This window comes from Mucilaginibacter sp., from assembly GCF_041660805.1.
Taxonomy (GTDB): domain Bacteria; phylum Bacteroidota; class Bacteroidia; order Sphingobacteriales; family Sphingobacteriaceae; genus Mucilaginibacter.
On record NZ_JBAZVP010000014.1, the window covers coordinates 1 to 22,428 of the forward strand.

A 22,428-nucleotide genomic window follows, 5' to 3' on the forward strand; every position below is an offset into this window, starting at 1 on the left:
GACCTGGGCGAGATGAACAAACTGCTGGTTAAAAAGGTGGAGGAACTTACCCTATACGCCATTGAGAGCGAGCAGAAAAACGAAGCACATCAGCAAAAGCTTGTCGGCCAGGAAAAACGAATAAAAGTACTGGAAAGTAAACTTGAATTCTTACTTAAGAAAACCAGTAAATAATTTTTATGAAACATTCTATACTTGGTTATTGGCCGACAAGGTTTTTTGTTTTTATCTCGGTATCGAAAATACAAGCTCAAAGCTCACCTGTTAATTACATTCCCGATACTCCAGCCCTTTTTGAATTAACTAATCTTTCACAATCTAATATCACATCTGAATGCTTTTCAACTTTTGCAAAAAGGTAATGTTACCAAGCCTTATCCTTTTACTTGCCCAGGCGCCGTCCGCCAAAGCGCAAACATTGGATCCGACTGTTAGGATCATTCCGCCTTCCCCAAATTCGGCTTCGATTGGTAAATTTGGTGAGATCCCAGTTAATTACAGCTCAGGCCAGGCAAATTTATCGATTAAATTGCTGGACCTCAAAGAAGGTTCGTTGAATTTGCCGATATCTCTTAATTATAACTATAGTGGCTACCGGCCATCCGAGCTTCCGGGAGTTGTCGGTAAAGGTTGGTCATTTATGGCGGGCGGGGTAGTGACACGGGTGGTGAGAAACCTTCCTGATGACCATCATGGTGGCAACAATCTAGGATATCTTTATAACAGTGCCAATATTAATACCTTGTTGAATACAGACGGGACGCTGAACTGTTCGGGGGATGGCTGCCCGGTCGGTTTCAATCAAGGTTCTTTGGACGGTGAGCCGGACATGTTTTATTTTTCGGCAGGTAGCCTTAATGGGAAGTTCTTTTTCGGACAGGACGGACAGCCGCACATCGTCTCAGATAGAAAACTCAAAATACAATTTACCCATTTCATGACAGACCCCAGGATACATAATGCGGTGCATGATAGCTTCTATTCTTTTACCATCACAGACGAGGCCGGCACGATCTACAGGTTTGGCGACCCGGTGGCCAGTTTGCTGGAAATCAATGTTAACCAGCCGATGCAAAATGTGGAATATTCTTTCGCCCAAAATGGCTTATTTCAACCTACAACATTTAATTACCTCACGCCCGTTTCGGCCTGGCTCTTACAGGAAATAGAGGATGCCAACGGGAACAAGATCAAACTTACTTATAAAAATGATTACCGCGCCTCAACCGGCTACATAGCCGATAACAGACAGCGTGTGACCCAATCGCCTTATGACTATTTTGAACAATGGCCGGGTCACTCTTTTGCGCCTTTTTACAGCGAGAGCTACAGTGTGTCCAGTGAAAATTTTTTAACGCAAATCAGCGGGACGGGCTGGAAAGTGAACTTTGACTACAATAACCTTCAAACCGGTTCGCTTTTACACTCCTTGAAAAGTGTGTCCTTAACAGCGACAGATGGTAATCCGGTAAAGCAGTTCGAGCTGACCTACTCGAGCAGCGACATGTACGCTGTTTTAGACTCTCTTAAAGAAAAGTCGATTACAACAGGGCCGGTAGCTTATAAGACGCATACATTTAATTATAACGATTTTCCGTCCGGTCAATATTTTGAACGCGGGATTGATTATTGGGGCTATTATAACGGCGTTAACAACAGCACCCTGTTGCCCTTTGCACCTTATAATGCAAACAGGGATCCTGTGTTCGCTTACACAGTAATGGGATCATTAAAAAAGATCACCTATCCGACAGGCGGCTCATCTACATTCGAGTATGAACCAAATCAATACGGTTATGTCCGCCAAAGTAACCTGGAGAACAACCAGGTGATCGGTAAAAAGACAGGTGGGGGTATCAGGATTAGAAGGATTACGGATATAGATATCAATGGCAATCCCCCGGTTGTTAAAGATTACAGTTATGACTTGTTCGCCAACAGCAGTGTAAGCAGTGGTGTGACCCTTGCTCCTGTAAATAATTATTATGTCTCTTTGCTCGTTACCACGCCAAGCGGAGATCTCCAGTGGCTGTTCGGCACTCCCACGCCTGACATTCAGCAAAACTGGCAGGTTTGGAAATCTAGCTCACTTTATTCCTTGTCGCAGTCCCCCGTTTATTACTTTAACGTCAGGGAAACAATAGGATCTACCATAAGAACGGATTACGAGTTTACCTCTCATTTGGATTATCCCGATAACCTTGGGGTTAATTACGGATTGGGAGACGGTCAGGAAGGGCCTTATGAAAGTTATGACTTTGCCCGGTCTTTACCCAAGTCTGTCACATACTACAAGAACGGGAGCCCGGCATTAAAAAAACAAACGACATGGGATGTCGGTGTGAAGTACAGGGGCAAATCGCTCTGGAGGGAGATATTGATTACATCCGCGCAGGGAAGTTTCCAGTTTGCCAAAGGGGTTCCTGTACTTTCGGGGATCGTTCAAAAAATGAGTGAGACAACGACGAACTATGACGGCGCTGCAGAGGTGTCGACGATTGCGCAGTATGAGTATGATCCCACCAATTACTCGTTGCGGAAGCAAACAACAATTGGCAGCGACGGAAAAACAACGGAAACGGGTTACAAGTATCCGTTTGATTTGCCGGGCACAGTATATTCCAGCATGGTCGCTAAAAATATCATATCGCCCATGATCGAAACGACTGTCAAAGTAAACAATGTTCAGCAGTTACTTTCCCGTAATAATTACGATGTGTTCAACGGGGGCTTGTATCTCCCGAAAACTGTAGAAAATCAGGTGGGTAGCAATCCGATTTTTTCAAAACAAATATTCAATAATTACAATGCCCAAGGCCTCCTGTTGGAAGCAAAACAACCGGGTGGAATTAGTACCTCTTATCAATGGGGTTATAATAATCAATACCCCGTTGCCAAGGTAGTTAATGCCCACAACTATAGTACTATTGTAGCTGATGCCGGCGTGGACACTAAAAATGTTTCCATTTATCTTGGGCCAACCGGCAGCAATTATCCGAACTCGTCAACGACCACATTCGTACAAAACACAGCCGGGAATATTGTTTTGCAATTTTCAGCTGGAGTGCCTTTCACCACAGCCAGCACTAGTTTCAGCTTCAGCCTGACAGGACCAAGCAACAAGAGCGGATCATTTTCCTGCAGCAACGGCACTTGTAATTTGCCGGCAGACGGAACAATAACATATACAAACATGCCGCAGGGCAATTATACCCTGTCATTAACGGGAAGTACAACGTTTCAAAGCTATACTTTCCAGATCGGTATCGCTTGTTCTTACCAAGCCCTATTACAAAATATCGTGACTGAAAACCAGTATTTTTATGAAGGGTTCGAAGAAGGGGCGGGCAACACATTGCCGGATGACAGCAGGACCGGCCATTATAGCCATACGGGCGCTTATACCAAAGCCTTATCGGACCTGAGTGCTGGCAATTATGTGTTAAATTATTGGCAAAAATCAGGTTCGGCCTGGTTGCTAGTTAGTACGCCGGTTACAATTACTGGCAGCACTTATACTATTGGCGTATCCCCCGCAATAAATACCCATATAGACGACGTTCGGTTTTACCCTGCCAACGCACAAATGACGACTTATACCTATGATCCGTTAATAGGAATGACCAGCAGTACCGACCCAAAGGGGCTGACGACGTATTACGAATACGACGGTTTTCAGCGGCTGATCAATATCAAAGACAAAGACCGCAATATTATAAAGCACATGGATTACCATTACCAGGGACAATAACCTTTAGATCAAATAACGATGTATACCATATTTAAACACATACCAAAAGTCCCCCGGATCTACCTGGCCGTTTTTTGTTTTCTGGTGTTAACGCTGGAGCTGCATGCTCAGGTCGAGGTGACGGCACCGCTGACAACGTCAACCCTAGCGCCCAATTCCTATTTTAGTAATACCAGCATTATTATGAGCCCGGGCTTTAGTGTGAACGGGGCGACTGGCAATTACCTTTTTTATATTGGAGGAGAAGATTGTACGACCTTACCGGCGCTCTATTTTGCCGATAAGAATTATATTGTGAGTTCGATCCCCCGCAAAGCGGGTTTCAATCCTTCGTCGGCAAGTTTGTTGACCTGTGATGTGATGCAGACGGTGCAGTATTTTGACGGGCTGGGTCGGTCGCTGCAAACGGTGCAGGTGATGGGCTCGACGGGAAACAAAGATGTGGTGCAGCCGGTTGCCTATGACCAGTTTGGCAGGGAATCGGTCAAATACCTGCCGTACGCGGCAACGACCGCTGACGGCGCTTATAAGACGGACGCGCTGAGCACGGGCCTAATGAATTTTTATTACCCATCGGTGGCAGCCTCAGGTAGCCAGCAAAGCAACGGGGTGGTTTATAATCCCAAACCATATTCGGTCACTGGTTACGAGCCATCCCCGCTGAACAGGGTAGTGGAACAGGGTGCGCCGGGGCCCGACTGGCAACCAGTAACCGGAAGTACGGCCGGGCATACGGTAAAAATAGACTATACGACAAATGACGCCAGCAGTTTTGTCGCCAAGCTGTACACGGTAACGGTCAACAGCGACCAGAGCCGCACGCTTACTGTAGGGAACACCTCCGGCAGCACCTACCCGGCGGGGCAGCTTTATGTAACGGTGAGTAAGGACGAGAACTGGACCTCTGGTAAATTCAATACGACCGAAGAATATAAAGATAAGGAAGGCCATGTGGTGCTCAAGCGCAGCTTTAACCTGGCAGGCACGGTAACGCAGACCTTGTCCACGTATTATGTATATGATGATTTAGGTAACCTGGCCTTCGTATTGCCTCCGGGGGCGGGCGCCGATGCAGGAATCAGCAGCGCCGCTAACCAGGCAACGCTGAACAGCATGTGTTATCAGTACCAGTATGACGAAAGGAACCGTTTATCGGGGAAAAAGCTGCCGGGTAAGGACTGGGAGTATATCATCTACAATAAGCTTGACCAGCCGGTACTGACCCAGGACGGTGTCCAGCGGGGCAGGTCCCCGCAGGAATGGACGTTTACCAAGTATGATGCCCTAGGCAGGGTGATCATGACGGGCCTGTTTAAAAACACGGCCGCGCTCAGCCGGGCAACCCTTCAGGCGAATGTTTATGGGGCTGCGCAATATGACGCGCGGAACTATAGTGTTACCCCGTCGCCCTATGTGCTGAGCAGCTACCCGACAACGCTCAGCTGGGTGTTCATTATTAACTACTATGATGATTACAGCTATCCGGACAATCCTTATAACCCTACAGTCAGCGGCACGATGGCGCAGCCCAGGGGACTGTTAACAGCCAGCCGGGCGACGGTGCTGAAGCCCGACGGTACGTTTGACGCAATGCTGTGGTCGGTGATCTATTATGACGACGAGGGGCGACAGGCGGAGGTGTATAAGCAGCACTACCTGGGCGGAACGGCCGGCTTAAGTAACAGTAATTACGACAATACGGCCTTTACCTACAACTTTAACGGCCAGGTGACCCTAAGCACGCGGCACCATTATACGAGCGCCAACACGGCGGCGCCCGCCGTAGTGATCGGCACGGCCTATGCCTATGACCATATGGGCAGACAGACAGAAACGCGGGAAGCCATCTCGAATGGAAACGATGCCGCGCCCGTTCCGACACTGCTGTCGAGCTTAACGTATAATGAGCTGGGGCAACTGCGGTCAAAGGGCCTGCATAATAATACGCAAAGCATTAACTATTCCTACAATGAGCGGGGCTGGTTGAGTAAGATCAACGACCCGGCTATAGCATCAACCGCGGGGCAGCTGTTCTCCCAGCAGTTCAATTACAATACGACCCAGTATGGTGCAGTGGCACAATACAATGGCAATATAGCCGAGCAAGCCTATAGGGTTTATAATTCCCCAACGCCCGGTATTCAAAGTGTAACTTACAGTTATGATAACCTCAACCGGTTAATGGCGGGTAACAACAGTACGGGCTATAGTGAAACAGTGATCAGTTATGACCTGATGGGCAATATCGGGTCGCTCATCCGGGGCGGTACAAAGAGCGCCAGTCTTGCCTATATTTACCAGGGCAACCAGCTGACGACGGTAACCAACGGTGGTGCTGGTTTCCGCACTTATGGTTATGATGCCAACGGGAACGCGACGAGTGACGGGATGGGGCATACGATCAACTACAACCTGCTGAACCTGCCGGCTGATATCCCGGGCAAGAACCTCACTTATACGTATGATGCCACGGGGCAGAAGCTCCGGAAAATAGCGGGCGGGGTAGCAACGGAATACATCAGCGGCATCCAGTATAACGGTACGGCGATCGACTTTATTCGGACGGAAGAAGGCCGCGCGATTAAAAGTGGCAGCGGCTACAACTATGAGTATACGCTGAGCGATCACCTGGGTAACAACCGGGTGACGTTTGACCAGACAAATGGCAAGGTAGGGGAGGATGATTATTATCCGTTCGGATTGAATGTTCACAGGGGGGCAATAGTAAGTCCTGAAAATAATTATCTTTACAATAAAAAGGAGATACAGAAGGAGCTCAACGACCAGTACGATTACGGTGCACGTTTCTACGACCCTGTAATTGCACGTTGGACAACGTTAGATCCTAAAGCTGAGGATTATCGAAGATTTACTCCTTATAATTATGGCGGTAATAATCCTATCAGGTTTATCGATCCTGACGGAATGGGAATTGTAGAGGGGGAAACGGCTGCTGACGCCCAAAAAGCTCAAGCAAATTTGAATAAAACTTTTGCTGATAAGAAGTTTGATTCTTTTAGGAGCAATTTAACAATTGGCAAGGATGGAAAGACGTTCAACTCTATTAGTTCGGATGCTTTGTCCAGTGCTTTAAAAGATAATAACCTAAGTGCTGACGATAAGGCTTTGATAAGCCAAGTATCAGGGGCAATTAATTCTACCGAAGTGCATAAAGTGGAATATGCTGATGCAAGTGGATCAGTATCTACCGAAGGTTCTGGTTTTATTAAGGATGCTATTAACTCAAAATCACCCGGTGTAGGCAATTCGATTTTGAAGCCTGACGGCACAATGTCATCATCATTAGTGAATGCTTTAGGTGGTGGAGCATTAACAGTTAAAACGAGCAATGGTTCTTATTCTGTATTATTGCAAGGATCAGGCGTTACTTATCCAAGTGGTGGAAATGAAGCAACTACCTTGGGACATGAAGTGTTTGGTCATGGTATCCCAAGTGCAAGTGGCGCAACTCCAGCAGCGAATAATACGAACGCTATTAGAATGGAAAACTTATTTCGTCGAGTGATGGGGATTTCGACACAAAGAGATGGATCTGATCATGGAGGTGGAATTGTTCCAAATCCAACCGCATTACCTGTTGAAAAAGATAAATAAGATTATGAAAATAAAAACATTGATTATTGGGTTACTTTGCTGCTTTGTGAGCGGGTTAATTCATGGACAAAGTTTGAATCACGTCGATAGCGTTAGCAGAGAAAAGGCCCATATTACCGTCAACAATCTAAAAATATTGACAAGGAGCAATTATCTTTTATTTTCGATTGCTGACAAGTGGTACTTAATCATTGTTAAAAAAAAGGATGGTATGTTTTATCAATATTATATAAACTCAGATCCCTCAAAACTTAGACAACAGGTAACTAAAAAATATAAGGTAATAAAATCCAATCCGATCTTGCAGCATGCCTTTAGAAAGGGATTATATCATCGTGAATATATCACGTTTAATTCTCCTTTTTATAAGGATAATCCCGCTCAAGCAGAGGGGAACTTAACATACTTCTATCTCTATGACAGTGGGATTAAATATGGGGAATCGAGACTTTCTATTTTTATACAACCTAACCCTATCGATAATCAAGTTTATGATTATTTAAGGAACAAGTTATTGAAAAACATTGCCAAGCATGAATAATCATGCTTTACTTTGAAAATAATAACATATGCGATAAACGAAGAAGGCCCCGATTACGGGGCTTTCTTCGTTTATAACCTTTTACTTAGCCAATTCTTGGATATGCCTTTTAGTGATAAAGGCATCAATGAAAATCTTAACGACCTGCTTATCTTCCGGACTAAACAACTCCACTTCCTTAAACTGTCTAAGCAGTTCACGATCAGTGAGCTGCGCAGTTACAGATGAATCGCTCACATCATCATTCACCAGGTAATCGGTAGTAGTATCCAGCGCTTTGGCCAGCCTGGAAAGCATATCTGCTGCGGGTTTGGCCTTGCCTATCTTATAGCGGCCAATCTGCACATAAGAGTTCAGGCCGACGATTTCGGCAAGCTCCGCCTGTTTCAGTCTTTTTTGGATACGTAACTCCTTGATCCGGGTTCCTAAACTCATTATTCCTTGTTCCTATCACATCAAAAATACTAAGAATGATACATATAGTACGTGGTAAAATACAAATGGGTATCATTTGCGTTTGTGCAAGCACCATACTTATTATTGCAGAATAAAAAAGTAGTATATAACATCATTACCAATGAATATAGTACCTAAGCTTATTGCAGAAAATCCTGAACTATTGTTATACATTGATGGTAAACTGCACATTACCGTGCTGGGCGGCATCAAACTGACCGGCTTTGACCGCTTAAAAGTAACATTGAAGATTGTCAGCGGTGGCAACACCAACAGGGCCTTTCGCCACAACCTTGACTTGTACAACAGTGTTCACACCGAACAGTTGATAGAGAAAGCCGGTGATGCACTGGATGTGGCTGCGGCTGAACTGGCCGGGGTGATCAGCCGCCTGACTGCTGCCCTGGAAGATTACCGGACCGAGCGGCTGGAAGCCAAAACAGGCAGAAAAGAAACAGCTCAGCGAGGCCGAACGTAAGACTGCCCTGTAATACCTCAAAGCGCCCGGCCTGCTCGGACGGACCCGGCAGGCCATCTCGGCCAGCGGCATAGTTGGCGAGGAAGTGAACAGCCTGATCGCCTACCTGATCTATACATCAAGAAAACGGAATACTCTGCTACACCTGATGTGCCTGGGGCCTTCCGGCACCGGCAAGACCTGGTTACAGGAAAGGGTCAGCGAACTGATCCCGGAAGAAGATAAGCTGGAGATCACCATGCTATCGATGAACGCTTTTTATTACTTCGGTAAGGATGAGCTTAAAAACAAGCTGCTGCTGATCGAAGATATGGATGGTGCAGATAACGTGCTGTACCCGCTCCAGGAACTGCAAAGCAAGCGCCGGATCAGCAAAACGGTAACCCTGAAAGACAGCAAGGGCAACCTTAAAACTGTTACGCTTAACGTAGAGGGGCCGGTATGTGTAAGCGGGTGTACCACCCGCGAACAGCTTTATGAGGATAACGCAAACCGTTGCATCCTGCTGTACACAGACGATAGTCCTGAGCAGGATAAAAAGATCATGGACTACCAGCGTAAACAAAGCGCCGGGCTGCTTGATCATCAGGCCGAGCGCAACGTGCGCGAGCAGTTAAAAAACGTCCAGCGACTGCTGCAGCCGGTCGGCGTTAAAAACCCTTTTGCTACTTTCCTGCAACTGCCGGAGGCCATCTTCAAACCCAGGCGCACCATGCTGCTGCTCTTGTTGTTCACCGAAACTATTACGTTCTACCATCAATACCAGCGGGAACTGCAAACCGATACCACTACCGGTGAGCAATACGTGGAAACCACGATTGAAGATATTGAGGTCGCCTTTTCGCTGCTCGAAACAACCCTACTCAAAAAGAGCGATGAGCTGAACGATAGCTGCCGTTCTTTCTTTGAAAAGCTGAAATCCTGGCTAAGACAAAATGATAGCGAAACCTTTTACAGCAAGGAAGTGCGCCCGGTCTTTCGGCTCAGCCCGAGCAGTTTGAGCCGTTACCTGTATGAACTGGAACGCATGGGTTATATCAAAATAGCGCGCGGCAGCCGCTATAAAGGCTTTGAATACAAGGTACAAAGCTGGGATGATCTGGAAACCCTGACCAATGATGCCCACGAAATGATGGAAAATATCCTTGCTGAGATACGTAAGGTAAATCATAGTAGCCCAGGTGTAGCCCAAAGCCCCGATGGGTTACATAACGTGCAGAAAACCAGTAAGAAAACCTCAGTAGCCCAACAACAATAGAAAATGCAAGGCACCTTAATAAATCCACTGTATATCCGGCAGCATGCAGGCTTCACGCAATGGCTTCGGATACTCAACTTTGAACCTACCAGTCCCCGCGATATGCCTAAAATGCTGGCCGAGTTCCTGCTTTACTTAGAAGCCCAGGGCTGCGACCATCCGCATGATATACAGCCGGAACACCTTAAAAAATATCTAGAATATCTGCATGAAAGGCCAAGCCAGACCGCTGCCGGTGCGATCAGCCTGAACTATATCCGGAAACACTTACAGGTGATCCGTAAGTTCAGCCGTTACCTGATGGAGAGCGGCCAGCCCAGCTTTACCGTGAAACTGCGCATCAAAGGCAAGAGCACCAATATCAAAAGCATACTAACCCTGCCCGAGATCAGCAAGCTATATGATGTAGTTAAAGATGATATATACGGGCTGAGGGACAGGGCGATGCTTGCCCTGTATTATGGCTGCGGGCTACGAAAGAATGAAGCTATAAACGTCAATGTCAGGGACATCCTGCCCGATAAAGAATTGGTTTACGTCCGTAAAGGAAAAGGTTATAAAGAGCGGTATGTGCCACTGGCAGGTACCGCTAAAACCGATCTGGAGAACTATATCCTTTATGCCCGCCCACACTTCGCCGGTGATAAAAAAGAAGATGCTTTACTGCTTAACGTCAGTGGAAAAAGGCTCACCGGCCAAACCTGTTATGATCGTTTACAAACAATGAAAAAAGCGGCGGCTATCCCTAAACCTGTGGGCCTGCATACCCTGCGGCACAGTATTGCCAGCCACCCGCTGCATTCCGGTATGCAACTGGAACAGATACAACGCTTTTTAGGGCATGGCAGCATGGAAAGTACGCAGATCTACACCCATCTTCAGCATGAACAAAAAATATGAGTTTGCTCCGGCTACGCTGGCCGCTTTAGAACCTTTCCGGGGATATCTGAAACAAGAGCAGTTCAGCCACAGCTATATACACCAAACTATCAACTATACAGCCACATTCCACGAATGGCTTACCGGCCAAAGCCTGGCATTAGCGCAGCTTACCCATGCCGATGTGATGGAGTTTGCCGACCAGCTCAGGCAGAAAGGCTTTAGCATCAAGCTGATCAATCAGATCATGAGGACTTTGCGATATTACTTCTCGCACCTGCAACAGGAACAGGAGATTGGCATCAATCCGGCAGCGGGAATCATATTGAAAGGTACAGTCAGAAACCTCCCGCACGACCTGTTAACCATGCCTGAAATGGAGGCGCTTTATGAAAGTTACCAGGTTATTGATAATCGTACCTACCGCAATAAGGTCATCATAGGATTGCTTGTTTATCAGGCCATTACAAGAGATGAACTGAGCCACCTGCGCCCTGAACACCTGAAACTGAGGGAGGGTAAAATCCATATTCCTGCTACCGGCAGACAACTGGGCCGGTTACTTCCATTACAGCCCCACCAAATCCTGGAACTGCATGAATACCTGTTAGTGATCCGTCCGAAAATATTGGCCGAGCGCCTGGCCGAACGACCGGGGCGCAAGCCGGATCGTTACAAAGATGAACAGGATATCGAGCGTTTGTTTATCAGCATCAACACATTAGAGGACATCAAAAACAGTCTCTTACACCTCAACTATGCGCTTCGAAAACTAAACCCAAAATACAAACATGCTAAACAGATCAGGCAAAGTGTAATCACGGAATGGCTCAAAGAAAAGAACCTGCGCACCGTTCAATATATGGCCGGGCATCGTTATGTCAGCTCAACTGAAAGGTATAAAACCACCAATCTGGAAGACCTGAAAGAGGCTCTTAACAAGCATCATCCACTAACTTTATCTTAAAAAAATCGCGCCGTTCTGGCCTTATAAACTCAAAAAACAACCAACCCGGCGGCGGCCTGTGGTAAAAATCAACCAACTCTCGGGGCTTGTACGCAAAAAAATATCTGTTAACTTTACGTGCCTTAACGTTCTTTATAGCACCGAAAACGTGCAAGTGGAAAAACCACGGAAAATCGTAAAACTTATAAGGGGCAATACGATTATGGCGCGCGGTTTTATGATCCTGTTGTTGGAAGATGGACAACGGTTGATCCTTTAAGAGAAGATGATTACTTCCCGGGGGATATGAAACAAAAAAGACAGTCTTTCGGAGCTCAAAATTCTGATATGAATAGCGATGATAATCAAGAAGACGACAATGGTAGTGGAATGATGGGAAATATGGGGTCACCGGCGTTTACAGCCGAAACTTCTCCTATTCACTATGATATGAGTCCGTATAATTATGTCATGAATAATCCTATGCGCTACATTGATCCCATTGGTTTGGATACAGGAAAGGTTAAACAACTTCCGGAAGTAACTATTGTTGGATATGCTAAGCATGCTATAGCTCCTTTAGTTGGTCTCTTTACTTGGCCTATCCCTAAGACTCTTTTTGGCCCAATTTTACCGGGAGCATCAAAATCTACTACTTTATTATCTTATGGATTAAGTAAATGGTGGACTAAGCCAATTAATTGGTATGGCAAAAGAAGGTTATTTACACATGTTGGAGAAAATGGGGTTAAGCGATATGCATCTACCTGAGGACGTTACTTCGGGAGAAGGGCATCTATTGGTTTAGGCGGAGCGTCAGCTATATATACAATATTAGATGTTAGTTACTCTATTAGTGATTATCTTTCCCCTAAAATAATAAATGCTTTACCTTATAGTGACCAGGCTAAGGCACCTGAAATGATGGGTGATAGTAAGACTATCTGGCATCCAGAACATTAATACATGCCATAATGTTATATATTTTATAAAATGGAAAATTATAATACAGACCTTATTGCTTTCATAAGCAAACGATCGGGAGTTAACGAAGACGAAATTAATTATAACTCTCTAATCGAAGATGATTTAGGCGTTAGCGGGGATGATGCAGAAGAGTTAATTATTGAATTTAGTAAGCATTTTAAAGTAAACATCGATAAATTTAAATTCAACAAATACTTTGATCCTGAACCATCTGCATTTGATTTTTTAAATCAGAATAATAGAAAGAAAGACCCATTAACTGTTGAACACCTTGCAAAAGGAATAGCAAGAGGTAAGTTAGACGATGATATTATTAAAGGTTGAACATTATAAAATGCTTACACAAAGCCTGGCTCGAGGGCCGGGCTTTGTTATTTAAAGCGCGTAAGTTTTACGGGCTTTAAATAACAAAGCAAGTCATCAAGAGCATATAAAACGCTGTCCCTGTCAGGTTCGGAAAGTGAGTTTAATTCGTTGAGACGTTTAAGCATAGCCGGGTCTTTCAGCGCGTTCAAATCATCGTTTTCTCCCAATAAATGGCCTACAGTAGTATCTAGCAATTTAGCCATATTACGGGCTACCTCAATGGATGGCTTTGTTTCATCCCGCTCTGTATAAGAATCATCATTAGCCAAGTGTCATTGACCATAGACCTTAATCAAAGATTCATAGTTGTTAAATTTTCAATGGATAATCGAAAGAAAATCGTTTATATGTATAATTATTCGCATCTTTAAATTATTCATGTTAATTAATAAATAGATAATCGAAACATTTCCGATTATCACATTAAAAAATTACATTTGAATATGGACTTAAATCAAACGATCCAAAAGTATTCATCACATCCATTGACGCATCAACTATTGATGTCTTTTCTAAAGGACTATAAACGTCCCAACGATAAATTAAAGGCGCTTAAAGCCGAAGGTGTAATCGAATCAATTAAAAAGGGATTATATATCGCAGGTCCGAAAATTAGCTCATCAAAACCAGAAAACTTTTTACTGGCAAATCAGATATATGGCCCAAGTTATGTGTCATTAGAAACTGCTTTATCTTACCATGACCTAATTCCTGAGCGGGTATATGAAACAGCTTCGATGACCACGAAGACCAGTAAAGAATTTAATACTCCTGCCGGTTTATTTACTTATACGCATCTTCCGTTGCCCTATTATGCATTCGGATTAAACATGGTAAAGCTTTCACCGGAGCAGTGCGCTATCATTGCCTCACCCGAAAAGGCATTATGTGACAAGATCGTGAGTACATCAGGTGTATTGTTAAGAAGTACAACCCAGGCAAAGGCCTATTTATTGGAAGACTTGAGGATCGAGGAATCGTCTCTCAAAAAATTGGATCTTAAGAATATTCTCAGCTGGCTTACTGATGCCCCGAAAAAGGAGAGCTTGGAAACGCTAATCAAAACCATCGAGAACTTATGATAAAGGAATGGATTGAAGAATATAAGCCTGCCAACCAGCAGGAAGCAAAAGATGCCCTTAGAGAAATAATGCAGGAAATTGCACTGGCAGGATTATCCCGTGCCAGTTTTTTTGAAAAGGCTGCCTTTTATGGCGGTACCGCTTTGAGAATATTTTATGGCCTTGACCGGTTTTCGGAAGATCTCGATTTTTCTCTCTTAGAGGTCGAGCCTGAATTTTCATTAGGTAAATATCAGGATGCGATTATAAATGAGTTCCGTTCTTTAGGAATGCAGGTAGTTGTCAAAGAAAAACAAAAATCGAAGCATACGAATATAGATTCTGCCTTTTTAAAGTCAGAAACGATTTGGAAGGAGTTGGTACTGGAAAGTATTATTCCCCAAAGTGGCCTGAATCAAGTAGCCAATATCACGATCAAAATTGAAGTTGACCGCGAACCGCCCATGGGATTTGACACGGAAGAAAAACTATTATTGAGACCAGTATCTTTTTACGTCAAGTGCTTTACACTTCCTAACCTTTTTGCTGGTAAAATGCATGCTTTATTATTCCGTAAGTGGGGCACAAATGTAAAAGGCAGAGATTGGTATGATATGGAATGGTACATCAGAAAAGGCATACCTCTGAATTTAGCGCATTTCGTTATACGAGCAAAAGATAGCGGTGATTGGGATAAAGAAAAAATTACTGAATCGGAATTTCGTGAGTTATTAAAACAGAAGATAGATACTGTAAAAATGGACTATGTAATAAACGACATCAGGCGTTTTATTAAAGACCCTAAAGCGCTGGATATATGGTCTCCTAAGTATTTCCATGACCTTGTGGCTAAATTAAAAATTATTACGTAGCGTATTTTTGTCAGTAGCTGACACAATTCAAAAAGATTAAGCAGGTATAGCTAAACAATATGTTAGAAAAAAAATGGGAAAACACTTAACTTGGAAGTGCTTTCCCGTGAGGTGGTCCCTAGACTACAAAAATCGAACTCTTTTATGCGTGATCTGCACAATGCAGCGGGTTTAGAGGATAATTTGTACCCTCCTTTGGATGGGCTGAAATGATGCTAAAAAATTAAAAAGAGCCAGTGTTAAGCTGGCTCTTTTTGTGGAGATGTGAGGGCTCGAACCTCTGGGGTGTTATGATATTTTCGTTCTTGCACCTTCTCAACAGATCAACTTTTTTGAATCATCCCCGCAACAACCCCTATCCACCATATTATGTTATTTTTCATATCCTTTAAATTTAATTGTTTTACAAAATCGTTTATACTAATCATGCCCATGACAAACTGAGAGAACATCAGTGATGGGTAGCTATAAATCAAATCAGATATTTTCAGACCCTTGACATTTAGCTGTTTTACAAAACCGTTTACACTAATTAAGCCCATAGCCAACTGAAAAAACGTTGGGAATTGGTAATCAAAAATAAATGTTGATATCAATGCAAGAACTACTGTTATCCGAAAGTAACAGTTACAAAGTTAAGTATTAAGCGGCTTGTTGCCAAGTCAGCTTAACACAAGCCTTGATCACATCACTCCGTAAACAACCGAAAAATTTAACTTGTCTTTTAAGCTATCTGAGCCGGTACCTTTTTCGATGTCTTATTAAACTTAAAATTGTCGATTGTAAAGGTTCACTAATACCGAATTTGAAATGGCGCTCTGTACGGCTGCACATGTATAGAAAATTGTGTTTTTCTATACATGTGCAGGGCTTATCCCTAACAATAATCAAAAGGGGCGAGACTAGCTCATGACTTTTATCCTTGTCTGTAGCGACAAAGAATACTAACTATTTTATACCTTATTTAACTTTTTACGTAATAGAGTCATATCATCGCTTACTTTCTTCTCCAGCACCCGGGCGTAGATTTGTGTGGTCGCAATTTTTGTGTGCCCCAGCATCTTGCTTACGGTTTCAATAGAAACGCCATTAGAAAGCGTTATGGTAGTCGCAAATGTGTGACGGGCAATATGGAAGGTCAAATTCTTTTTAATGCCGCAAACATCAGCTATTTCCTTTAAATAGCTATTTACTTTTTGATTGCTGATGACTGGAAATACGGTACCTTTTGCTTTCGACCGAAGATTGTCTTTATAATCATTAAGAATTTCTTGTGCCTGTCCCAGTAATGGAGTGTTCACCGGAATGGATGTCTTCTGACGAAAGGTTTTGATCCACGGTTCAGCATCGATGCCCTTAACAATATGCTCCGGTTTTAAATTCATAAGGTCAACGTAAGATAGTCCAGTATAACAGCAAAACACGAACATGTCCCTGACCATTGCGAGACGTTCTATATCAAAAGTTTTCTTTTCAATGGAGTCTAGCTCCCATTCGTTAAGAAATTCCTTTTCAACCTTTTTCTTTTTCATTTTGAAGCCTTTAAAAGGATCTTTGTCAAGCCAGCCGAGACTAATAGCCAGGTTAACCATTTTCTTCAATCTCACAAGGTGTTTGAGTACGCCATTAGTGTCCATGGCCTTCTGGTGATCGGCTGGTTTGTGATTGTATAAGAAAATTTCGAAGTCGGCGATGAATTTGTAATTAAAGACGGAAAGAGGAACATCCTCTTTCTTGTATTTCAACTTCAAGAATTTAATAAGGTAACGTTGAGTTACATAATAATGCCTCATCGTGCCAATGCTTAATAAAGCCATTGCCTGTTCGTTGTGAAAACCCACTAATTCGGAAAACATGATGGGGCTATCCTCGTGGACGTTCCCAAGAAAAGCGTCTTTTAAAGCTTCGCATGTAATACGGGTTCCGTTCAATTCCAAATCCCGGTAATGACTTTTGATCATCATCCTTACTTCGTCCAGGTATTCATTGATCGCGCGCCCCTGTTTGGTGTCTTTCCGACCAAATCCCTTGACCCGATCCCAGTGCTCAGCATCGGCTTGGAAGTTTTTAAGGGACATATAGCTTTTCTGCCCGTCGACCACAATACCTAAAAAGACCGGCGCAAAGCCGTCTTTCATCCTCTCCGTCCTGATTTTGAAGTGGACATTGAATCTGTTTGTTGCTTTCATAATTAATCTGTTTTAATAGACTTTAAAATGGTTTGATATTTTGGTACTCCCAACCGCTGGAAATAACATGTCAAACAGGCTCAAAACAGGTCATTTTTAATGAGTTTTTTCAGGGTTAATAACCTGAAAAACAATTAATTATGACGTTTTAGAGTACCACAAATGTAGCAATCACATTTTGGTACTCACTTTGGTACCGGAAACATTAAGAAAGTATGCGTTAAATTGAGTGGTCTGAAAACAAAAAACCCCGTAAATCATATAATTTACAGGGTTTTGGGAATTAAAGTATCCCTTTTGGTGGGAGTTACTGGGTTCGAACCAGTGACCCTCTGCTTGTAAGGCAGATGCTCTGAACCAGCTGAGCTAAACTCCCTTTGGTTCTTCCCGAAACAGTTGAGCTTTACAGCCCGTTCGTTTTGGGACTGCAAATATAGAATTTGCAGCCAATACCTCAAAAAATAATTTAAAATATTTATAATTGATAGATATACAGTAAGTTATATTTTCTCACATGGCTATTTCTTGTCCCGGACGAGGATCTTCCGGTAAAATTTCCATTTCAGGGCAATCAATATATTCGGCATACCACTGTATAGCGCCTACTACATCAAGGGCATCGTCGGCAGTAATGTTAATGGTTTCAAAGGCATATAGCTTTTTATCGGCATACCCATAAAGCTGTATTTCGTTATTGTTTGCACGGAACCGCTCTTCGCTAATACAAAAAACCCTGATCTTTAAACCGGTATCTCTTGAATGAATAACATCCCGGCAGGCATCATTTGGGTCGGTAGCCAATAAATATACATTATGATCCATTTTGCTGTAACATTGTTAGTTATGATTAGTACATAATCAAGCCTATAAACATAACCCAATAATAATCAATTGTGTTTCATAAAATTGAAATTTAAAACCATAATAGGTAAAATTTCCCCACAGTTTGTGAAGCTATTTCTACACAAAAAGGTTACATAAAATTAAAAGATACGTTTGAGCTTAAATATGGGCCCTTTTTAAAACAGGCACAGCATTTGAATTAGATTTAATAACCTTTCCCAAAAGGTGTTTTTCATAGGTAGATGTAGAGGCCGAAATACTGCGAGAGTTTTTCGGCCTTTTTTTGTGCCTTTCTTACTCCTGTTTGCGCTATACTTCAAATAACGCTTATAAAGGGCAGGCCGGTTTTTTAAAAGGAAACAAACTGTTTATCGCTTTTTATTCTTTGTCAGGTTCGGTTTTCACCTTCTCTTTAATGTCTTGTTGTTTGGCAAACTCCTGTAGTTTAATTTCCTGGATCTGTTGTCTCACTAATTGAGGATCCGCTAATCTTTTAGCTTGTTCATTATCCTCACTTTTTTGTTGGCGTTGATAAATAACTGGAGAGTTTTGCAGGATAGCAAAAGTAACCTGCTGTACTTGTGTGGGGGTTAGGTAAGGCGCTAAAGCTTGTGTTTGTAGTAGAGAGGGCTGCATATTGCGCGTATGATTGGTTAATGGCGATTCCCAGCCAATACCGATGGATACATTTTGTTTTTTTGCTGCATTCAGTTCTTTCCGGGCGATGTTTTTTTGGTACTTCTTTAAAAATGCCTGGATATCATTTGCCTGATCATTGTTTGTTTGCGGTTGTTGTTCCGCGGTTTGAGCAAATGCCGGCGCTGATAAAAAAAGCACAGCAACCATAAAGCCGGTTCCAAAGAAAGTTTTGATTTTTTTCATGAGGTTAGGTAATTGGGTTATAGCTTATTGACATTAATAAAAATAAAAGGTTTAAGCCACCCGTTGTTTTTTTTCATCAAATTTTCATAAAGCAAATCTTTAATGTGAGTTAACAAATTATTTAAAACAGAATTGCCCGATAAAACCGGGCAATTCTGTTTCAAATATACACCTAATTCCTTACGGGCGAACCGGCCGTGGAGGTTCCTGTTGTTGCTTTTGTTGTTCCTGTTGTTGCCTTTGCTGTTCGCGGGCTTGTTGCTGTTGTTGGCGTTGTTGCTGCTCAGCCTGCTGCCTTTGTTGCTGTTGCTGGCGTTGCTGTTCGCCTTGTTGCCTTTGCTGCTGTTCGCGGGCTTGTTGCTGTTGTTGGCGTTGCTGTTCGCCTTGTTGCCTTTGCTGCTGTTCCCTGGCTTGTTGCTGTTGTTGCTGTGCCTGCTGCTGGCGTTGCTGATCGGCCTGTTGTCTTTGTTGTTGTTCCCTGGCTTGCTGCTGTTGTTGTGCCTGTTGTTGCCTTTGTTGTTCGCGCGCCTGTCTTTGTTGCTCAATAGCCTGTTGCTGCTGCGGGTTTTGCTGTTGTCTTTGTTGTTCCCTTGCCTGGCGTTGTTGTTCACGGGCCTGCTGTTGTTGCTGGCGTTGTTGCTCAGTCATTTGCGGGTTTTGCTGTTGCCTTTGTTGCTCACGTGCCTGGCGTTGCTGCCTTTGCTGCTCGGTCATTTGCGGGTTTTGCTGTTGTCTTTGCTGTTCCCTAGCCTGGCGCTGCTGCTCACGGGCCTGCTGTTGTTGCTGGCGTTGCTGCTCGGTCATTTGCTGTTGCTGTGGGTTTTGCTGTTGTCTTTGCTGTTCCCTAGCCTGGCGCTGCTGCTCACGGGCTTGCTGTTGTTGCTGCCTTTGCTGCTCAGTCATTTGCGGGTTTTGTTGCTGCCTTTGTTGTTCGCGCATTTGGCGGGCCTGCTCTCTTTGTTGCTGGCGTTGGTTATTAATATCTGCAGGAGGGTTAACACGGCCGTTGTTATCGGGCCTGTTTGGGTTGTTAACACCCGGCCTGTTAGGGCGGTTGTCTTGTGCAGGGTTTGCCGCACCGCCACGGGTGTTAACACGCACAAATCTACTGTCGGGTGTATTTGATCTTACCTCGTTAGCCAGCTTTGACGCGTTTTCCCTGTTGTATGTTGGGCCACGGCGATTATTGGTGCCTCCTATACGTTGGTTAGGATTTTGCTGCCTGTAAGCTGCGCCATCAATAACCCTTGCAGGGCGGGCATCGCCAGAACGCCTAATACTTGGGCGGTAAATATTTACTGTATTATTGTTAACAGTATTTGCACCCGGCCTGTTAATATTGTTGATGTTATAAACCCGTATAGGCCTTTTAGTATAGCGCTGTATGTCGTCACGGCGGGGGCCTGCTATATAAGTACGGTTATTATAAACATAGGTATTGCGGATAATAGTAGTACGGTTATAAATGTTCCTTACCCTTGTAACCGGTACACAATAGTTATAAATATTGGGCTGATTAATATAGGCATACGGCGCAAATGCCCAATAAATATCAGGCGCGCTATAATTATATCCAAATGATGCCTCAATGCTTATTTGTGGTTCAAGCGGAGCCCAGCCATAGTAACCGTCGCCGTTTCTCCAGCTTACCCATGCAGGCGCCCATTCATTGCCGGGTACCCATTCCCATCCGTAGTAGTCATCATAGTGCCACCTGCCATAGTGGAAGGTTGCCCATCCCCAGGGGTAGTCTGATACCCAGGTGTTTCCGTATTCTGTTAAAACCCAATGCCCGTTAGTAACGTATGGCCTAAAATCGCCATCAACATCAGGTACCCAAACATCGCCATAGTTAGGGTCGCTTACCCAGGTGCCATATGGAGATAACTGATCGTAAAATTCCTGGTCAGATATATATTGGTCGTCGTAGCCTTGTGCTATGCTTTTATGCGGGGCTGCCAATATCAGCATGAATGCTAACAGGGCCATTCCCCAAAGTTTATTTATATTTTTCATGGGTGGTAGTATAAAAAGTTATAGTGTGTTACAGTGTATAGACAGTATTTACTCCAAAACGTTTAAACAATTAATTGTTTTGAACCTTAATATTGTATAACAATTACATTATTGCAGATATTTTTAGTCCTGACTATTAATCTACCTGTTTTTTAAATAATTTTGACTGTTATTTAAAACCATAAATATGAGCACTGTAAATATCCCGCGCCTTGATCTAAACACGTATATTAATGGCTCTGCCGACGAACGTAAGGCTTTTTCTGACAGCATTGGTAAAGCTTTTAACGAAACAGGTTTTGTAACCATCACCAATCATGGCTTAAGTAAAGAACTGATAGACAAGCTTTATACACAGGTAAAAGCACTTTTTGCTTTGCCAGAAGATATAAAAGACAAGTACGAAATACCCGATCTGGCAGGCCAGCGGGGCTATACGGGCAAAAATAAGGAGACTGCTAAAGGCTTTAAAGTGCCCGATTTGAAAGAGTTTTGGCAGATAGGCCAAACCGTTACCGGCGATGTGCCTGAAGAAGCGGATTACCCGGATAATATTGTGGTAGATGAACTGCCCGAGTTTAATACTACAACACTTGAGGTTTACAAAAAGCTGGAAAACGCAGGCAAATATCTGTTGCGTGCTATAGCGGTATACCTTGGTTTAAACGAAAATTATTTTGATGATAAGGTAGAAAACGGTAATTCGATACTGCGCACACTGCATTATTTCCCTATAACAGATCCGGATTCTTTGCCGGATGATGCGGTACGTGCCGGCGCGCATGAGGATATTAACCTGATCACGCTGCTTATTGGTGCCAGTGCTGACGGACTAGAGCTGCTAACCCGCGAAAATAAATGGTTCCCGGTTAAAGCTTTTGGTGAAGACCTGGTAGTTAACGTTGGCGATATGTTACAGCGTTTAACAAACAATAAACTAAAGTCAACCACGCACAGGGTAGTGAACCCGCCGCGCGAGGAGATGAAGAATTCCCGTTTTTCGGTGCCTTTTTTCCTGCACCCAAAATCAAATATGGATTTAACCAGCCTACCATCAACCATTGATGCCGAACACCCTAAACAATACACAGATATCACCGCTGGTGAGTACCTGGACGAGCGTTTAAGGGAGATAGGGTTAAAGAAATAATTTTATTCCAGATACAAGAAAGGCCAGCTTTAAGCTGGCCTTTCTTGTTATCACCACTCGTCATTGCGAGGTACGAAGCAATCTCCCGATGGAAAAGTAGACGACAAGTATGTTGGGGATTGCTTCGCTATCGTTCGC

19 protein-coding genes and 1 tRNA gene are annotated in these 22,428 nt (G+C 43.6%); 12 read left to right on the top strand and 8 right to left on the bottom strand.

The genetic code is table 11. From position 1 onward, the window contains the following. Nucleotides 1–361: 361 nt before the first annotated feature. Genes WC743_RS16975 through WC743_RS16985 form a run of 3 tightly spaced genes read left to right on the top strand, consistent with a single transcriptional unit; the run spans nt 362 to nt 7,907 of the window. Nucleotides 362–3,751, top strand: a complete 3,390-nt coding sequence (locus tag WC743_RS16975; RefSeq protein WP_373013768.1) for a hypothetical protein — start codon at nt 362–364, stop codon at nt 3,749–3,751. Nucleotides 3,752–3,769: 18 nt separating this feature from the next. Continuing rightward, nucleotides 3,770–7,366: a DUF6443 domain-containing protein gene (locus WC743_RS16980; protein ID WP_373013770.1), complete on the top strand. Its 3,597-nt coding sequence runs from the start codon at nt 3,770–3,772 to the stop codon at nt 7,364–7,366. Nucleotides 7,367–7,370: 4 nt separating this feature from the next. Beyond that, nucleotides 7,371–7,907, top strand: coding sequence for a hypothetical protein (locus tag WC743_RS16985; protein WP_373013771.1), 537 nt, complete (start codon nt 7,371–7,373; stop codon nt 7,905–7,907). Nucleotides 7,908–7,988: 81 nt separating this feature from the next. Here WC743_RS16985 and WC743_RS16990 read toward each other — a convergent pair whose 3' ends face one another. Beyond that, nucleotides 7,989–8,342, bottom strand: a complete 354-nt coding sequence (locus WC743_RS16990) for a helix-turn-helix domain-containing protein (protein ID WP_373013772.1) — start codon at nt 8,340–8,342, stop codon at nt 7,989–7,991. Nucleotides 8,343–8,484: 142 nt separating this feature from the next. On the opposite strand from WC743_RS16990, the gene WC743_RS16995 reads away from it, so the two are divergent. From WC743_RS16995 to WC743_RS17020, 6 genes are all read left to right on the top strand, one after another. Then, entirely contained in the window at nt 8,485–8,841 is a 357-nt protein-coding gene (locus WC743_RS16995) for a hypothetical protein (RefSeq protein WP_373013774.1), read from the top strand. A gap of 85 nt (nt 8,842–8,926) precedes the next feature. Then, complete coding sequence (locus WC743_RS17000) at nt 8,927–10,099, top strand: hypothetical protein (protein WP_373013776.1); 1,173 nt, start codon at nt 8,927–8,929, stop codon at nt 10,097–10,099. A 3-nt stretch (nt 10,100–10,102) separates the two neighbouring features. Beyond that, on the top strand, nt 10,103–10,999 hold the full coding sequence (locus tag WC743_RS17005) for a tyrosine-type recombinase/integrase (RefSeq protein ID WP_373013778.1): 897 nt from the start codon (nt 10,103–10,105) through the stop codon (nt 10,997–10,999). Then, a complete protein-coding gene (locus tag WC743_RS17010) occupies nt 10,983–11,945 on the top strand; it encodes a tyrosine-type recombinase/integrase (RefSeq protein WP_373013780.1) in 963 nt (320 codons plus the stop codon). Before WC743_RS17005 ends, WC743_RS17010 begins: the two co-directional genes overlap by 17 nt. A 285-nt stretch (nt 11,946–12,230) precedes the next feature. Continuing rightward, nucleotides 12,231–12,695 carry a hypothetical protein gene (locus tag WC743_RS17015; RefSeq protein ID WP_373013782.1) on the top strand — a complete coding sequence of 155 codons (465 nt, stop codon included), beginning with the start codon at nt 12,231–12,233 and terminating at the stop codon, nt 12,693–12,695. A 222-nt stretch (nt 12,696–12,917) separates the two neighbouring features. Then, the gene (locus WC743_RS17020; RefSeq protein ID WP_373013784.1) at nt 12,918–13,235 is read left to right on the top strand and encodes a DUF1493 family protein; all 318 of its coding nucleotides are present in this window, start codon (nt 12,918–12,920) and stop codon (nt 13,233–13,235) included. Between the two features lie 47 nt (nt 13,236–13,282). Here WC743_RS17020 and WC743_RS17025 read toward each other — a convergent pair whose 3' ends face one another. Next, nucleotides 13,283–13,480 carry a hypothetical protein gene (locus tag WC743_RS17025; protein ID WP_373013786.1) on the bottom strand — a complete coding sequence of 66 codons (198 nt, stop codon included), beginning with the start codon at nt 13,478–13,480 and terminating at the stop codon, nt 13,283–13,285. A 240-nt stretch (nt 13,481–13,720) separates the two neighbouring features. Here WC743_RS17025 and WC743_RS17030 point away from each other — a divergent pair, with 240 nt between their 5' ends. Together WC743_RS17030 and WC743_RS17035 are read left to right on the top strand one after the other, a co-directional pair. Beyond that, a complete protein-coding gene (locus WC743_RS17030; RefSeq protein WP_373013788.1) occupies nt 13,721–14,359 on the top strand; it encodes a hypothetical protein in 639 nt (212 codons plus the stop codon). After that, a complete protein-coding gene (locus WC743_RS17035; RefSeq protein WP_373013790.1) occupies nt 14,356–15,210 on the top strand; it encodes a nucleotidyl transferase AbiEii/AbiGii toxin family protein in 855 nt (284 codons plus the stop codon). Before WC743_RS17030 ends, WC743_RS17035 begins: the two co-directional genes overlap by 4 nt. A gap of 323 nt (nt 15,211–15,533) precedes the next feature. Here the strand turns inward: WC743_RS17035 and WC743_RS17040 are convergent, their stop codons facing one another. The 6 genes from WC743_RS17040 to WC743_RS17065 all read right to left on the bottom strand — a co-directional run bounded on the left by WC743_RS17040 (nt 15,534) and on the right by WC743_RS17065 (nt 21,140). Next, entirely contained in the window at nt 15,534–15,806 is a 273-nt protein-coding gene (locus tag WC743_RS17040; protein ID WP_373013792.1) for a hypothetical protein, read from the bottom strand. Nucleotides 15,807–16,163: 357 nt separating this feature from the next. Then, complete coding sequence (locus WC743_RS17045; RefSeq protein WP_373013794.1) at nt 16,164–17,399, bottom strand: site-specific integrase; 1,236 nt, start codon at nt 17,397–17,399, stop codon at nt 16,164–16,166. A gap of 298 nt (nt 17,400–17,697) precedes the next feature. After that, nucleotides 17,698–17,775 (bottom strand) — tRNA-Val (locus WC743_RS17050). Nucleotides 17,776–17,909: 134 nt separating this feature from the next. Next, nucleotides 17,910–18,221: a hypothetical protein gene (locus WC743_RS17055; RefSeq protein ID WP_373013796.1), complete on the bottom strand. Its 312-nt coding sequence runs from the start codon at nt 18,219–18,221 to the stop codon at nt 17,910–17,912. 399 nt (nt 18,222–18,620) lie between these two features. Continuing rightward, entirely contained in the window at nt 18,621–19,124 is a 504-nt protein-coding gene (locus tag WC743_RS17060; protein WP_373013798.1) for a hypothetical protein, read from the bottom strand. 180 nt (nt 19,125–19,304) lie between these two features. Continuing rightward, nucleotides 19,305–21,140 carry a DUF6600 domain-containing protein gene (locus tag WC743_RS17065; RefSeq protein ID WP_373013800.1) on the bottom strand — a complete coding sequence of 612 codons (1,836 nt, stop codon included), beginning with the start codon at nt 21,138–21,140 and terminating at the stop codon, nt 19,305–19,307. Nucleotides 21,141–21,327: 187 nt separating this feature from the next. Between WC743_RS17065 and WC743_RS17070 the strand changes: the two genes are divergently transcribed. Continuing rightward, on the top strand, nt 21,328–22,290 hold the full coding sequence (locus WC743_RS17070; RefSeq protein WP_373013802.1) for an isopenicillin N synthase family dioxygenase: 963 nt from the start codon (nt 21,328–21,330) through the stop codon (nt 22,288–22,290). Nucleotides 22,291–22,428: the final 138 nt, after the last annotated feature.

What these genes read in the sequence shown, in the direction of transcription:
- WC743_RS16975 (WP_373013768.1), top strand. Translation starts at nt 362, where the DNA reads ATGTTACCAAGCCTTATCCTTTTACTTGCCCAGGCGCCGTCCGCCAAA.
- WC743_RS16980 (WP_373013770.1), top strand. Translation starts at nt 3,770, where the DNA reads ATGTATACCATATTTAAACACATACCAAAAGTCCCCCGGATCTACCTG.
- WC743_RS16985 (WP_373013771.1), top strand. Translation starts at nt 7,371, where the DNA reads ATGAAAATAAAAACATTGATTATTGGGTTACTTTGCTGCTTTGTGAGC.
- WC743_RS16990 (WP_373013772.1), bottom strand. Translation starts at nt 8,342, where the DNA reads ATGAGTTTAGGAACCCGGATCAAGGAGTTACGTATCCAAAAAAGACTG.
- WC743_RS16995 (WP_373013774.1), top strand. Translation starts at nt 8,485, where the DNA reads ATGAATATAGTACCTAAGCTTATTGCAGAAAATCCTGAACTATTGTTA.
- WC743_RS17005 (WP_373013778.1), top strand. Translation starts at nt 10,103, where the DNA reads ATGCAAGGCACCTTAATAAATCCACTGTATATCCGGCAGCATGCAGGC.
- WC743_RS17010 (WP_373013780.1), top strand. Translation starts at nt 10,983, where the DNA reads ATGAACAAAAAATATGAGTTTGCTCCGGCTACGCTGGCCGCTTTAGAA.
- WC743_RS17015 (WP_373013782.1), top strand. Translation starts at nt 12,231, where the DNA reads ATGAAACAAAAAAGACAGTCTTTCGGAGCTCAAAATTCTGATATGAAT.
- WC743_RS17020 (WP_373013784.1), top strand. Translation starts at nt 12,918, where the DNA reads ATGGAAAATTATAATACAGACCTTATTGCTTTCATAAGCAAACGATCG.
- WC743_RS17025 (WP_373013786.1), bottom strand. Translation starts at nt 13,480, where the DNA reads ATGGCTAAATTGCTAGATACTACTGTAGGCCATTTATTGGGAGAAAAC.
- WC743_RS17030 (WP_373013788.1), top strand. Translation starts at nt 13,721, where the DNA reads ATGGACTTAAATCAAACGATCCAAAAGTATTCATCACATCCATTGACG.
- WC743_RS17035 (WP_373013790.1), top strand. Translation starts at nt 14,356, where the DNA reads ATGATAAAGGAATGGATTGAAGAATATAAGCCTGCCAACCAGCAGGAA.
- WC743_RS17045 (WP_373013794.1), bottom strand. Translation starts at nt 17,399, where the DNA reads ATGAAAGCAACAAACAGATTCAATGTCCACTTCAAAATCAGGACGGAG.
- WC743_RS17055 (WP_373013796.1), bottom strand. Translation starts at nt 18,221, where the DNA reads ATGGATCATAATGTATATTTATTGGCTACCGACCCAAATGATGCCTGC.
- WC743_RS17060 (WP_373013798.1), bottom strand. Translation starts at nt 19,124, where the DNA reads ATGAAAAAAATCAAAACTTTCTTTGGAACCGGCTTTATGGTTGCTGTG.
- WC743_RS17065 (WP_373013800.1), bottom strand. Translation starts at nt 21,140, where the DNA reads ATGAAAAATATAAATAAACTTTGGGGAATGGCCCTGTTAGCATTCATG.
- WC743_RS17070 (WP_373013802.1), top strand. Translation starts at nt 21,328, where the DNA reads ATGAGCACTGTAAATATCCCGCGCCTTGATCTAAACACGTATATTAAT.